Source organism: Actinomadura napierensis, assembly GCF_039529375.1.
GTDB classification, from domain to species: Bacteria; Actinomycetota; Actinomycetes; order Streptosporangiales; family Streptosporangiaceae; genus Spirillospora; species Spirillospora napierensis.
Window position 1 is genome coordinate 84798 of record NZ_BAAAMR010000007.1, and the last position, 12045, is coordinate 96842.

Here is a 12045-nt window from a genome sequence, read left to right on the forward strand (position 1 = left end):
CGGTTCGTTTGACGCGGGCCACGGTCATGCCGCAAGATCGAACCAACTGGTTCGTTCGTTTGGAGGCCGGATGGTCGCAGTACGAGCGCCGGCGGCACGGCCGGCGCTGTTCACGGCGATGGCGGTGTGCAGCGGCGCCACCGTCGCCAACGTCTACCTCGCCCAGCCGCTGCTGGACCTGTTCGCCCGCGGGCTCGGCGTCTCGTCCGCGGCGGCGGGGACCGTCGTCACCTGCGCGCAGTTCGGCTACGCGGGCGGCATTCTGTTCCTGGTGCCGCTCGGCGACGCGCGGCGCCGCCGGCCGCTGCTGGCCGTGCTGCTGGCCGTCACCGTGGTGATGCTCCTGGCGGCAGCGGCGGCGCCGGGCCTCGGCATGCTCGCCGCGGCGACGGCCTTGGCCTGCGGCGCGACGGTGGTGCCGCAGGTCCTGATCCCGCTGGCCGCCGAACTGGCGCCGCCCGAGCGGCGGGCCGGCGTCGTCGCCAACGTCCAGATCGGCCTGATGACCGGCATCATCGGGTCGCGGGTCGTGGGCGGCGTCGTCGGCGAAACGCTGGGATGGCGGTCCGTCTACCTGCTCGCGGCCGTCCTCACCGCGCTGGCGGGCTCGGTCACCGTGTGGTTGCTGCCCGCGGAGACCGTGCACCGCGGCGCGGCCTACGGACGGCTTCTGGCGTCACTGCCGGGACTGGTGCGGCGGGAGCCCGCGCTGCGGCACGCCTGCCTGCTGCACGGCGCCCTGTTCGGCGCCTACACCGCCACCTGGACGACGCTGGTCCTCGTCCTGACGCACGACCCGTACGGCTACAGCACCGCGGAGGCCGGGCTGTTCGGCCTGCTCGGGCTGTCCGGGACGGTCACGGCGCCGTGGGCCGGACGGTTCATCGACCGGCGCGGCCCGGCCCCGATCCTGGCGGCGTCGGCGGTCCTGACCCTCGTCACCGCCGGAGCCTACGCGGCCGGACGCGCCGTCCTGGCGTGCATGGTGGCGGCCGTCCTGCTGGGCAACCTCGCCGTGCAGTGGAGCCAGATCGCCAACCAGGCGCGCATCTTCGCGCACATCCCGGACGCCCGGAGCCGCGCCAACACCGTCTACATGGTCGCGGCGTTCCTCAGCGGCGCCGTGGCCGCGGCGCTGGCGAGCGCCGTCTACGGCACGTACGGATGGGGCGGCGTCTGCACCGTGCAGGCCCTGCTCGCCCTCGCCGGGCTGGCGGTCGTCCCCGCCGTCCGGCGCCACGACTCGAAAGGAACCCCATGACCTTCCCCGCCATGCCCGCCGCCGTCCTGCGCTTCTTCGCGGCCTCGCAGGAGCGCGACGCCACGGCCTGGGCGTCCGCCTTCGCCGCGGACGGCGCCTTCCACGACCCGGTCGGGCAGCCGCCGATCGTCGGCCGGGACGCGATCCGCGACTTCATCGCCTCGGTACTGCCGCGGTTCCAGCCCTTCCTCGGGCTGACGCCGGTGGAGGCCCACACGGTGGGCGCGTCCGTCGCCGTCTCCTGGCGCGGCGCGGCCGTCTCGCTGTCGGGGGCGCCCGTCAACTGGTCGGGCATCAACGTCTACGAGCTGGACGGAGACGGCCTCATCCGCGAGGCACGCGCCTATTTCGACCAGCGGATCTTCCAAGCACAACTCGGCTGACGCGAAGGACGGCAACGCCGTCCCGGCAGGGGCGGCGTTGCCGTAGCTCCGGAACTTCCAGCCAGCACCGTCGCCAAATCTCATCGAGATATCAGCACCCACGTCACCGCAGCCGTTACACGAACCAGCACACAAACGTTTCTGTTTCCCACGGCCACAGCCAGACGATCTTCTTGGCGGCGTCGATGCCTAGGTCGGTGGCCGGAACGTTGCCCGAGGTCTTGATGCTTTGGGCGTCGATGATGCCGGCGGAGGACTCGGCGGCACGGCCCTCCCGGGCGCGCACCAAGCGGTGCAGCAGTCCTGTGAGCAGATTGAAGGCATCGTCGTCGCGCCAGGCGCGAAAGTAGCCGCAGACGGTCTGCCAGGGCGGGTGCTCGTGCGGCAGGTAGCGCCAGGGGATGCCGGTGCCGTCGATGTAGCAGATGGCGTCCATGATGGTGCGCAGGTCGTTTTCGGGTGGACGGCCGATGTCCACGGCTGCCCCTGCCGAGAACTACATCCGTGCAGGTGAGAGCTGTGATGGCCGATGGTGAGACCTCACAGCGCGACGGCTCGGCTGATCGCGTCCGGTGTGGTGCAAGGACGCTGCCGCCCCGGCATGATGGTCGGCCGTGTTGTTGCGCTTGGCGTACTTGACGGTGCTCGGGGTGAAGGTGGCCGCGTCGACCGTGTGGGAGATCCTTCAGGATGCCGGAGTCGACCCGGCGCCCGAACGAACGGGCCGCCGGCACGTGGGCCGCCCTTCTACGCTCCCAGGCCGACGCGCTACTGGCATGCGACTTCCTGGAGACGTCACCCTGACCGGGGCGCGCATGTACGTGCTGGCCGTGATCGAAAACCGCACCCGCCGGAGCCGTATCCTGGATGCAATCGCCCACCCGACCGCTTCCTGGGTAACGCAGGCGGCCAGAAACCTGGTGATGGACTGGAGGACGGTGGGCTGCCAGGCGCGATGGTTGATCCGTGACCGGGACGGCAAGTACCCCGAACTGTTCGACGCCGTCCTCGCCGACGCGGGCATCAACCATCGTCCTCACCAGGGCATCGCGAACGCTCGACCATGCACCCCGCTGCCCCCGCCGATCACCGACCCCGACCAGATCGCCCGGCCGGACGTGCGAAGACGCCAACGCCTCGGCGGAATCCTCAACGAGTACGAGCATGTGGCGTGACCTGCACAGATGTAGTTCTCGGCATGTGCAGCGCCGCATAACCCCAGCTCAGTCCACGTCACTCAATAATCAAGCGGCACACACGCTGCGGGTGGTGCCGCGGCGCTGACGGGCACCGCCCTCGCTCTTACATTCATTCGGCATGTATGTAAGTATGGGGTATGCGAACCGTGAACCTCTCCGCAGGACCCATCGCCTACCGCGACCTCGGCGACGGGCCACCGGTCGTCTTCGTGCACGGCCTGCTCGTCAACGGCGAGATCTGGCGGCACGAGACGGGGCCGCTGGTGGACGCCGGCCACCGGTGCCTGGTGCCGACCTGGCCCCTCGGCGCCCACCCCCAGCCCATGCGCCCCGACGCCGACCTCACCCCGTCCGGCCTCGCCGGGCTCGTCGAAGAGTTCCTCGAGGCCCTCGATCTGAAGGACGTCACGCTCGTCGGCAACGACACCGGGGGAGCGCTCGTCCAGATCCTCATGGCCCGGCGCCCCGAGCGCGTCGCCCGCATCGTGCTGGCCTCCTGCGACGTGCTGGACCGCTTCCCGCCGCCCCCTTTCGGGTTCCTGGCGCCCATGTCCCGGCTGCCCGGCTCGCTGTGGGTCACCGCCCAGCTGTTCCGGATCCGTCCGCTGCTCCGCCTGCCGATCGCCCTCGGCTGGGTGGCCAAGCGCCCGATCCCGCGCGAGGTCGCCGACTCCTACCTGGCCCCGATCCAGACCAGCCGCGGCGTCCGGCGCGACCTCGGCAAGCTCCTGCGCGGCTTCGACAAGCGCCACACCCTGGACGCCTTCGAGGCCAACGGCGGCTACGACCGGCCCGTCCTCCTGCTCTGGGCGAAGGAGGAGCGGCTGTTCCCGCTGCCGCTCGCCGAACGCCTCGCCCGCAAGCTCCCCGACGCACGCCTCGACCTGGTCGAGGACTCCTACACCTTCATCTCCGAGGATCGCCCCGGCCTGCTCGCCGGCAAGGTCAAGGAGTTCGCCATAATGACGCGGTGAGACGCACCCAGGAGGACCGCACGCGCGCCACCCGCGCGGCCCTCATCGCCGCCGCCAGGAAGCTGTTCGCCGAGCACGGCTACACCGCCGTCTCCGCCGAGCAGATCGTGGCGGCCGCAGGGGTGACCAGGGGCGCCCTCCAGCACCATTTCGGTGACAAGAAGGCGCTGTTCGCCGAGGTCCTCGACCAGATGGAGGTCGAGCTCTCCCAGCACATCTTCGTCGCCACCGACGACCCCTGGGAGCTGCTCACCGGCGGCCTCACCCGGTTCCTCGACGCCTGCGAGGAGCCCGAACTGGTCCAGATCGCGCTCCGTGACGCCCCGGCGGTCCTCGGCTGGCAGGCGTGGCGCGAGATCGAGGCCCGCCACAACCTCTCCCTCATCGAGGCCGGACTCACCCTGGCCATGGACGCCGGCGTGATCCGCCGCCAGCCCGTCCGCACCCTGGCCCACCTGCTCCTCAGCTCGTGCATCGAGGCGGCCCTCCTGATCGCCGCGGGCCACCCCCGAGCCGAGACCGAGCAGACCCTCCTGACCCTCCTCGACGGCCTGCGGGCGCCGGACCGGCCCGCCCGCTGACGCGCGCACCGCGCCGCGACCGTCCCGGTCTACCCGGGGGGTCGGGGGGCGCGCCACACACGGTGTTCCGCACGCAGGTGCTCAGGGTCAATCGAGGACGCTGCTGTGATCGAGCCGCATTTCGACCAGTCTTTGGTCTGCCGCTGGGGTCAGCCGATGCGGCGGATGCGGTGGACGGCGTACCAGACCAGGAGCGCGGCCAGGGCCAGGCAGATGCCGGTCTCGATCCACTGGAACGCCCAGAACCGGTCCGCTGGGTGGAACACCTGGTGGTTGTAGGCGCCGGGGCGCAGGCCGAGTTCGGGGGCGCAGGCGTTGTTCGGCGGGCATTTGATTGCACCGGACATGACGAATGTGCCGTCCGCCCGGTGGACGCTGCTGGACAGCACCCAGCCCTGGGCGGGGCCGACCGAGCCGCCCTGCACCGGGTAGTCGGCGGAGGCGGGAGTCATGTACCGGGGCCGTGCGAAGAAGGCCAGGGTGAACCTGACCGCGATGAAGCCGGCCAGTGTGACGGCCATCGCGGGCAGCGCTTTGGGCAGCATGGTGCTGATGAGGATGCCTAGTGCGACCGCGAGGAGGGTGTAGCCGATCGGGACTACGCCCTGCATGTCGAAGAAGACCTCGGTGAACCTGTTCTGGCGCGTGTCGATGTGGGCGAGCGGGACGTACCACCAGGCCATGCCCAGCCCGTAGAGGGTCGCCAGCACCGTGACGGTGCCGCCGAGCAGGCCGATCTTGACCAGTGCCCAGCGCCGTCGGCTGATGCCCTGGGTCCAGATCATCCGGTGGGTGCCCTGCTCGACCTCGCGCGCTATGACCGGGGCGCCCCAGAACACGCCCACCAGCAGGGGGACGACCAACATCAGAACGCTGACGAAGACCAGCGATCCGTAGGTACTGGAGAACTCCTGCATGTTCGGGCCGCAGGCGCCTCCAGGGCCACCGGAGCCGCAGCCGGCGAGACCCAGGCGGGTGTAGTCGTGCCGCATCGCAAGGCCGGTCGGCACGATGAAGGCGGCGAGCACCGCCAGCCCGGCGAGCGTGAACAGCGCCTGCCTGCGGTGCTGGCGCCAGGTCAGCCAGATCATGCCGGCACCCCCCAGGCCTGGTGGTCGGCCTTGGCGTCGGTGTCGGCGAGGTAGGCCAGGATGAGGTCTTCCAGGGACAGCTCCTGCACCGTCCACGACGGGTCGCCGATCGGCCCGTCGGTGCGGACCAGCAGGGTCGACTGCCGGTCGGTGTGGCGTGCGCAGACCACGGTGGCAACGCCGTCGATGGGTTCCCCGGAGTGGCGGGGGCCGACCAGTTGCCGGTGTTCGGCCACGATGTCGTCGACCTGGCCTGTCAGGCGTGCTTGCCCGGCCTGCAGCACGACGAGGAAGTCGCACGAGCGTTCGAGGTCGGCGAGGATGTGCGAGGACAGCAGCACGGTGGTGCCGGACTCGGCAACGCCGCCCATGAGGGTTTGCAGGAACTCGCGGCGGGCCAACGGGTCCAGGCTGGCGACGGGCTCGTCCAGGAGCAGCAAGCGGGGCTGCTTGGCGAGCGCGAGCGCGAGCGCGACCTGAGCGCGCTGGCCGCCCGACAGCTTCCCGACCGGCTTGCGCGGCGGGATACCGAGCCGGGCCAGCCGTTCCCGGGCCAGCGCACCGTCCCATCGCCGGTTGACCTTGCCGCCCAGCTTCACCAGTTCGTCGGCGCTGAAGTCGCGGTAGAGCGGGGTGTCCTGCGCGACGAACCCGATGTCGGCGAGGGCGGCGGTGTTCTCGTACGGTGCGGCGCCGAAGACCCGTACCGTGCCGGCGTCGGGGCGCAGCAGGCCGACCGCCAGGTGCAGCAGCGTGCTCTTGCCCGCGCCGTTGGGTCCGACAAGGGCGGCGACCCGGCCGGCGGGCAACCGCAGCGTGCAGTCCCGCAGCGCCCACCGCCTCCCGTACCGCTTGCCGAGCCCGTCGGCTTCCAGCACATGATCCATCTCATGTCCTCTCATGGGCGTTCCTTCGCAGGGCGTCCGCGTTCCGTGCGGCGCGACGCGTCGTCTCGATCAGCGCGGTGACGTCCTCGTCGGTGAGCCCGGCCGCCTCGGCCTGGCGCAACCACTCCACCAGTGCGTCGCGCAACCCCGCCTGGCTGGCGAGCGAGTCCCCGGCCAGGGTGCGCCGGACGAACGTGCCGACCCCCGGCCGTCCCTCGGCGAGTCCTTCGATCTCCAGCTCCCGGTAGGCCTTCAGCACCGTGTTCGGGTTGATCGCCAAGGACTCGGCGACGTCGCGGACCTTCGGCAGTCGGTCGCCGGGCACCAGCAGGCCCACCCGCAGCGCCTGTTTGACCTGCTGCACGAGTTGCATGTACGTGCTGACCTTCGACCGGCCGTCCAACACAAAGTCGATCACCAGCGGCGAACCTCTCTGCTGTCCTATGACTTTAGGACTATAGGACAGCCTCTCGCCCGGCTCAAGGGTCCCCCGCTCGGGTCCGTGTCGCCCAGGGCAAGGTAGCTCTGCGTTACGGGTGTTCGTGTAGTTGGTGAGGGGGTTGTCCAGGGCAAGGACTGGGGCAATGTGACGGATAGTTGCGTTGCGGCTTCGCTACGCCCCACAATCCGCTGTTGCCCGTCGAGGCGATATGGAGGCTGACGCGCGAGCCGGAATTGCGGGTGCGGCTGGCGGCATCGTCGTCCGTCTGGAGGGCTTCGGCACCAGGCTTGATCAGCTGCGACAGAGGCGGTGTCCGCGAGATGATGGGCGGTTGTGTTGGTGCGGCTGGCCTACTTGACCGTGGCGATCACGTTCGCGGTGCTGCGTCTGCTTCCGATGACCGATCGGGAGAAGGACGCCGATCTTGGTGTTGCGGCATCAGATCACGGTGCTGGCGCGCCGGCTGGACGGCGCGAGGGTGTGGTTCGCTGGTCCGGATCGAGTACTGCTCGCGGCGCTGCTGCACCGGCTGCCTTGTGGTGTACTGCGGCGGATGCGGCTGCTCGTGCGGCGGGACACAGTGCTGTGCTGGCAGCGGGACCTGATCGCGGGTCGGCACGCCGCTCGCTCCAGAACCAAGCGTCCGGGGCGAGCACCGACCGTCCGCTCTATCCGGGCTCTCGTCCTTCGCGTGGTGCGGGAGAACCCGAGCCGGGGCTACCGGCGGGTGCATGGTGAGTTGCTGGTGCTCGGCGTCAAGGTGGCCGCCTCTACCGTCTGGGAGATCCTCAACGACGCCGGTATCGACCCGGCACCCGAGCGTTCCGCCACCACCTGGGCCGTTTTCCTGCGCTCGCAGGACGAGGCGATGCCGTGACTTCCTGGAGACCGTAACCCTTATCGACGCCTGCATGTACGTGCTGGCGGTCATCGAACGTCGGACCCGCCGCGTCCGAGTCTTGGGCGTCACGGCTCATCCGACCGCCTCATGGGTGACGCAGGCGGCGCGGAACCTGGTCATGGACTTGGAGGACGCCGGCTGCCGGACGCGGTTCCTGATCCGCGACCGCGATGGCAAGTTCCCCGAGGTGTTCGACGCCGTCCTGGCCGATGCGGGTATCCAGGTGGTGCTCACCGGGGTGCGGAAGCCCAGGATGAACGCGGTCATGGAGCGGTGGGTGCAGACCTGCCGCCGCGAGCCTCTCGACCGCATGTTGATCTGGAACCAGCGGCACCTGCTTCACGCGCTCCGTGAGTTCGAGACCTTCTACAACGAGCATCGGCCTCATCAGGGCATCGCCAACGCCCACCCGTTGAAGCCACTGCCTCCACCGATCACCGAACCCGACAAGATCGCCCACCTGAACCTCCGAAGAAGACAACGGCTGGGCGGAATCCCCAACGAGTACGAGCATGCCGCTTGACCTGTGCGGACGTAGCTTTCGGCAACTGCACCGCCGTTTGACGACAGGCGAGTGGCGGCTTGCCGGCGGTCAGGCCCCGCATCTTCTCTCAGGCCTCGCTGGGTGTCCTTGTGGTGATCGGGGTGCGGTTCTGGTCGACGGCCTGGCTGCTGGCAAGGGGATGGCCTTGAGTACACCATCCCGTGAGCGCGATCAGAATCGGCGTGGTGACGATAAAAATCGACACCATGTAGACTTTTCGTGGAGGGAGCGGTCCGGCTCCTCGCAATACCTCTCTGGAGGAACAGTGCAAGAGAAGAACTGGCTCATCACGGGCGTCAGCACGGGCCTCGGACGTGCCTTCGCCGAGGCCGCCCTGGCCGCAGGTCACACCGTCGTCGGCACAGTCCGCTCCGAGGAGGACCTGCGGGCCTTCGAAGAGCTCAGGCCCGGTAACGCTCACGGTCGTCTGCTGGACGTGACGGACGATGACGCCGTCTCCGGTGTGGTCGCGGAGGTCGAGCAGAGCGTCGGCCCTTTGGATGTCGTCGTCGCCAACGCCGGCTACGGCCTGGAGGGCACCTTCGAGGAAACCTCCCTGGCCGAGGTGCGGCGGCAGTTCGAGGTCAACGTATTCGGGGCGGTGGCCACCCTGCAGGCGGCGCTGCCTCACATGCGCCGGCGTCGCCGCGGACACCTGATGGCCGTTACCTCCATGGGCGGGCTCATGGCCGTGCCCGGCATGTCCGCCTACTGCGGCAGCAAGTTCGCCCTAGAGGGAATCCTGGAGGCGCTGGGCAAGGAAGTCGCGCAGTTCGGAATCCATGTGACGGCGATCGAGCCCGGCTCCTTCCGCACCGACTGGGCCGGACGGTCCATGACACGTGCCGCGCGGACCGTCGACGACTACGACGAGTTGTTCACCCCCATCCGAGAAGCGCGGCAGAAGGCCAGCGGGAACCAGTTGGGCCACCCGGCCAAGGCCGGCGACGCCGTCGTGCACATCACGACGGTCGAGCAGCCGCCGGCCCACCTCGTCCTGGGCTCAGACGCGCTACGGCTGGTCACCGCCGCGCGCACGGCCGTGGACGAGGACATCCGCGCATGGGAGACACTCTCGCGTACGACCGACTTCGCCGAGGGCGCTCAGCTCTGATGCCCGGCCACCACCCCGTGCGAAGCCGTCGCACCACCGAACGCAAGGGGGATGTCCGGGAGCGGGCGATCCTCGACACCTGCGAAGCCCTGCTGGCGCACAAGGGCTACGACGCCATGACCGTCGGCGACATCGCCCAGGGCGTCGGCATCACACGCGGTGCCCTGTACTTCTACTACGGCTCCAAGCAAGAAGTGGTCACGGCACTCGTGACCCGGACCGTCGAGCACCTGTGGGAACGGTCCCGGGCCACGGCGCAGGCCGACGAGCCACGCCAGGCCATCACGGCAGCTATGCAGCGCACGGTCGAGCTGTGGAACGAACACGGCCTGGTCATGCGCACGGCGATCGACCTGTCGTTGACCGTGCCGGAGATCGGCGAGCTGTGGAGCCACACGGCCGACTTGTTCATCGCGGCCATCACCGCAGTCCTGGAACGCGCCGGCATCCAGGCCGGCGCGGCACCGGACCAGGCCTCGGCGATGGCACGCGCCCTGTGCTGGATGATCGAGCGGACCTTCTACCACGCCTCACAGGAGTCCCGCGAGAAACTCCAAGAGGCGTCGGCGACATGCGAACACATCTGGCTGACCAGCGCCGGCCTGATCACCTGAGGCATCTGCCATGGACGCGCGGAGGCGCGGAACCATGAAATTCCGGTCGGGCCTTGCCCAGTGAGGTGGACACCTGTTCGTGTCGTTATGCGGCGAGAGTGCTGGTGGCCAGATGCTGTTGGTAGGCGATACGAGCCCCGGTTCCTCACTCCGGGGCCGCCGCTGGCAACGCGGTCGGAGATCTCGGCCGCCTCCCGCGCGGCCCGCTCGGCAGCGGTGCGCGCTCGCCATGCCGCCTGGCAGCAGGACGTCCTGGGGATCCCTCAGGACGTCCTAGCCGGCGAGGAAGACGTCCCCGGGAACGTCCTACGTGGACGCCCTGCAGGACCTGGCCGCCGAGCACGCCGCCGCGTCCGGCGATGGCCCGCACGGCGAGCTGGTGGCCGCGGCTGCCGCCGTGGTGCGGGCCCTGCCGCCCTACCTGCCCGCCCGCGTCGAGACGGCCATGGACCGCATCGCCGCCGTCGTGAGGTCATGACGGCACACCGTCACCACGCGCGAAAGGAGGCCCTCACCAGCCCGCTGGCACAGCTGAGTCCACCCTCTCGCAAGGGGCTCCGACTGGTGACCTGCTGCTCTTCGTCACCGACCTGTCTGACCCGCTGACCATCCATCGCGGCCGTGCTGGATGTCTTTGAAGCTCGCGGAGGGGCGACTGTCGGCTGGCCTGGACGCGGCTGGATGCGCCGCTGACGCTGGTGGTGGACGAACCTGCTACTCGCGGCGGGGCGTTGGCTCGTCGCTCGTGGCTGACGGTGCTGCGGCCCGGCCACCAGCATTGTGGTCGACGGTGCTCCGGATCGGATGAGGATCACGGGGGAGCGGGTGGGGACCGGGCGTGTGAACATCCGGTGGGCTGGAGCGGGCCGGTGCCGGTTCTTCTGGTCCTGCGTGAACCGGGCCAGTGCCGCGAGGGGCGGCTGAGTTCACTAACAAACGATCAAGAGGCCGGTCCTCCCTGTGGAGGAAACGGCCTCTGAGCTGTTACTTCTCTGTCGGGACGGCGGGATTTGAACCCGCGGCCCCTTGACCCCCAGGCACAGAAGACCAGTCGATCAAGGTCGATGGAAGTCGATCGGGGAGCCCCTCACCTGCAGAAACATCCTGAGGGAGTCGGGGTGGGCCTGAGGGAGTCCACCAACGATGGCTCCCCAATTGGCTCCCCGGATCCGTGAGGTTTTCTACGGCGAACAAGATCATAGTCGGTGGCGAAGGCCGCTGCAGGGCCAGTCGCCGTGGTCCGTGTCGATGGACTGGACTGCCAGACGTTAGCGGCTGCCACCTGTGTGGATGCGGATGCTGGCGGGCGGATCCCAGCAGCTCGACACCCTGCGGATTAAGAGTCCGAAACTGTCGTATCGGAGCGGCCTGCTCAGTGTCGGCCTGTGTTGATCCGTCCGCATGGAGCCGATTTTCGTGCCGCACGGCGCCGCAGCATGCCGATCCGGTTCGGAACCGCCGAGCCGACAACGAGCCGACATGGACCGGTGGCGGGTCGTTGTGGCAGGTGTGCTGGACGATCACGGATTCCTACGACCGGACGTCCCGGTCGAGGGCATCAGCGCTCTCGGTGTATCCGCAGGCTGCGGCGGTCATCAGCATGGACCGCATGCGCGGCACTCCGTGTCGCCGAGCCTCCCTTAACTCTGGCCTGCCGGCGCGGGCGGCTGGTCTAGGCATCACCATCTTTGCGGCTACATAGAGTTATTGACCGCATGCGATGTGTGTTGACGGGCATGGCGGTCGCTGGCTGAGACGTGACGATGCGGAAGGTTGCGGGTTGATGCCAGCAGCGGAGCTACCTAGGGGTTCCACGGATGCCGTGGGTCTGTATGGCGGACGGCGCGAGGAACAGTGCCGAAAGTTCCGAAAGCAACGGGATCGCGTGCATCCGGGGCAGCGAATCTCCCTGGCATTGCAGGCCGACAAAGCCCCTTTTTTAAGGGGGCTGACAAGGCGCTCTTCATGATCGGCGTGCTCGAGGCGAAGATCGCCGGGCATTCCACGCCCCTTCCGGAAGCACATTTATCTGGCCTCGTCTTCATGGACGGCCA

15 protein-coding genes are annotated in these 12045 nt (G+C 69.1%); 10 read left to right on the forward strand and 5 right to left on the reverse strand.

From position 1 onward, the window contains the following. Positions 1-70: 70 nt before the first annotated feature. Positions 71-1261: an MFS transporter gene (locus ABD296_RS06475; protein WP_344262514.1), complete on the forward strand. Its 1191-nt coding sequence runs from the start codon at positions 71-73 to the stop codon at positions 1259-1261. Then, positions 1258-1644, forward strand: a complete 387-nt coding sequence (locus ABD296_RS06480) for a nuclear transport factor 2 family protein (protein WP_344262516.1) — start codon at positions 1258-1260, stop codon at positions 1642-1644. The genes ABD296_RS06475 and ABD296_RS06480 overlap by 4 nt, the downstream gene beginning before the upstream one ends. Positions 1645-1759: 115 nt before the next feature. Here ABD296_RS06480 and ABD296_RS06485 read toward each other — a convergent pair whose 3' ends face one another. Further along, the gene (locus ABD296_RS06485; RefSeq protein WP_344262518.1) at positions 1760-2122 is read right to left on the reverse strand and encodes a transposase; all 363 of its coding nucleotides are present in this window, start codon (positions 2120-2122) and stop codon (positions 1760-1762) included. A gap of 337 nt (positions 2123-2459) precedes the next feature. On the opposite strand from ABD296_RS06485, the gene ABD296_RS06490 reads away from it, so the two are divergent. The 3 genes from ABD296_RS06490 to ABD296_RS06500 all read left to right on the forward strand — a co-directional run bounded on the left by ABD296_RS06490 (position 2460) and on the right by ABD296_RS06500 (position 4398). Beyond that, positions 2460-2819 carry a hypothetical protein gene (locus ABD296_RS06490; RefSeq protein ID WP_344262521.1) on the forward strand — a complete coding sequence of 120 codons (360 nt, stop codon included), beginning with the start codon at positions 2460-2462 and terminating at the stop codon, positions 2817-2819. A gap of 161 nt (positions 2820-2980) precedes the next feature. Further along, positions 2981-3817, forward strand: coding sequence for an alpha/beta fold hydrolase (locus ABD296_RS06495; protein WP_344262523.1), 837 nt, complete (start codon positions 2981-2983; stop codon positions 3815-3817). Further along, the gene (locus ABD296_RS06500) at positions 3814-4398 is read left to right on the forward strand and encodes a TetR/AcrR family transcriptional regulator (RefSeq protein WP_344262525.1); all 585 of its coding nucleotides are present in this window, start codon (positions 3814-3816) and stop codon (positions 4396-4398) included. The genes ABD296_RS06495 and ABD296_RS06500 overlap by 4 nt, the downstream gene beginning before the upstream one ends. Positions 4399-4547: 149 nt before the next feature. Here the strand turns inward: ABD296_RS06500 and ABD296_RS06505 are convergent, their stop codons facing one another. Genes ABD296_RS06505 through ABD296_RS06515 form a run of 3 tightly spaced genes read right to left on the reverse strand, consistent with a single transcriptional unit; the run spans position 4548 to position 6794 of the window. Next, positions 4548-5489, reverse strand: a complete 942-nt coding sequence (locus tag ABD296_RS06505) for a hypothetical protein (protein ID WP_344262527.1) — start codon at positions 5487-5489, stop codon at positions 4548-4550. Continuing rightward, positions 5486-6391: an ABC transporter ATP-binding protein gene (locus ABD296_RS06510; RefSeq protein ID WP_344262529.1), complete on the reverse strand. Its 906-nt coding sequence runs from the start codon at positions 6389-6391 to the stop codon at positions 5486-5488. Before ABD296_RS06510 ends, ABD296_RS06505 begins: the two co-directional genes overlap by 4 nt. Further along, complete coding sequence (locus ABD296_RS06515; protein ID WP_344262531.1) at positions 6378-6794, reverse strand: GntR family transcriptional regulator; 417 nt, start codon at positions 6792-6794, stop codon at positions 6378-6380. Before ABD296_RS06515 ends, ABD296_RS06510 begins: the two co-directional genes overlap by 14 nt. A 448-nt stretch (positions 6795-7242) precedes the next feature. Here ABD296_RS06515 and ABD296_RS06520 point away from each other — a divergent pair, with 448 nt between their 5' ends. Together ABD296_RS06520 and ABD296_RS06525 are read left to right on the forward strand one after the other, a co-directional pair. Continuing rightward, positions 7243-7695 carry a hypothetical protein gene (locus tag ABD296_RS06520; RefSeq protein WP_344262533.1) on the forward strand — a complete coding sequence of 151 codons (453 nt, stop codon included), beginning with the start codon at positions 7243-7245 and terminating at the stop codon, positions 7693-7695. A gap of 34 nt (positions 7696-7729) precedes the next feature. Continuing rightward, positions 7730-8242, forward strand: coding sequence for an integrase core domain-containing protein (locus tag ABD296_RS06525; protein ID WP_344262535.1), 513 nt, complete (start codon positions 7730-7732; stop codon positions 8240-8242). Between the two features lie 88 nt (positions 8243-8330). Here the strand turns inward: ABD296_RS06525 and ABD296_RS06530 are convergent, their stop codons facing one another. After that, positions 8331-8471, reverse strand: coding sequence for a hypothetical protein (locus ABD296_RS06530; protein WP_344262537.1), 141 nt, complete (start codon positions 8469-8471; stop codon positions 8331-8333). Between the two features lie 57 nt (positions 8472-8528). Here ABD296_RS06530 and ABD296_RS06535 point away from each other — a divergent pair, with 57 nt between their 5' ends. The 3 genes from ABD296_RS06535 to ABD296_RS06545 all read left to right on the forward strand — a co-directional run bounded on the left by ABD296_RS06535 (position 8529) and on the right by ABD296_RS06545 (position 10469). Continuing rightward, a complete protein-coding gene (locus ABD296_RS06535; protein WP_344262539.1) occupies positions 8529-9377 on the forward strand; it encodes an oxidoreductase in 849 nt (282 codons plus the stop codon). Then, positions 9377-9991 (forward strand): TetR/AcrR family transcriptional regulator, encoded by a 615-nt coding sequence (locus ABD296_RS06540; protein ID WP_344262541.1) that lies wholly within the window; start codon positions 9377-9379, stop codon positions 9989-9991. Before ABD296_RS06535 ends, ABD296_RS06540 begins: the two co-directional genes overlap by 1 nt. A 310-nt stretch (positions 9992-10301) precedes the next feature. Next, positions 10302-10469 carry a hypothetical protein gene (locus tag ABD296_RS06545; protein ID WP_344262543.1) on the forward strand — a complete coding sequence of 56 codons (168 nt, stop codon included), beginning with the start codon at positions 10302-10304 and terminating at the stop codon, positions 10467-10469. Positions 10470-12045: the final 1576 nt, after the last annotated feature.

Excerpts from the sequence above, each read along its gene's own strand:
- ABD296_RS06475 (WP_344262514.1), top strand. The coding sequence starts at position 71 with ATGGTCGCAGTACGAGCGCCGGCGGCACGGCCGGCGCTGTTCACGGCG.
- ABD296_RS06480 (WP_344262516.1), top strand. The coding sequence starts at position 1,258 with ATGACCTTCCCCGCCATGCCCGCCGCCGTCCTGCGCTTCTTCGCGGCC.
- ABD296_RS06490 (WP_344262521.1), top strand. The coding sequence starts at position 2,460 with ATGTACGTGCTGGCCGTGATCGAAAACCGCACCCGCCGGAGCCGTATC.
- ABD296_RS06495 (WP_344262523.1), top strand. The coding sequence starts at position 2,981 with ATGCGAACCGTGAACCTCTCCGCAGGACCCATCGCCTACCGCGACCTC.
- ABD296_RS06505 (WP_344262527.1), bottom strand. The coding sequence starts at position 5,489 with ATGATCTGGCTGACCTGGCGCCAGCACCGCAGGCAGGCGCTGTTCACG.
- ABD296_RS06510 (WP_344262529.1), bottom strand. The coding sequence starts at position 6,391 with ATGAGAGGACATGAGATGGATCATGTGCTGGAAGCCGACGGGCTCGGC.
- ABD296_RS06525 (WP_344262535.1), top strand. The coding sequence starts at position 7,730 with ATGTACGTGCTGGCGGTCATCGAACGTCGGACCCGCCGCGTCCGAGTC.
- ABD296_RS06530 (WP_344262537.1), bottom strand. The coding sequence starts at position 8,471 with ATGGTGTCGATTTTTATCGTCACCACGCCGATTCTGATCGCGCTCACG.
- ABD296_RS06540 (WP_344262541.1), top strand. The coding sequence starts at position 9,377 with ATGCCCGGCCACCACCCCGTGCGAAGCCGTCGCACCACCGAACGCAAG.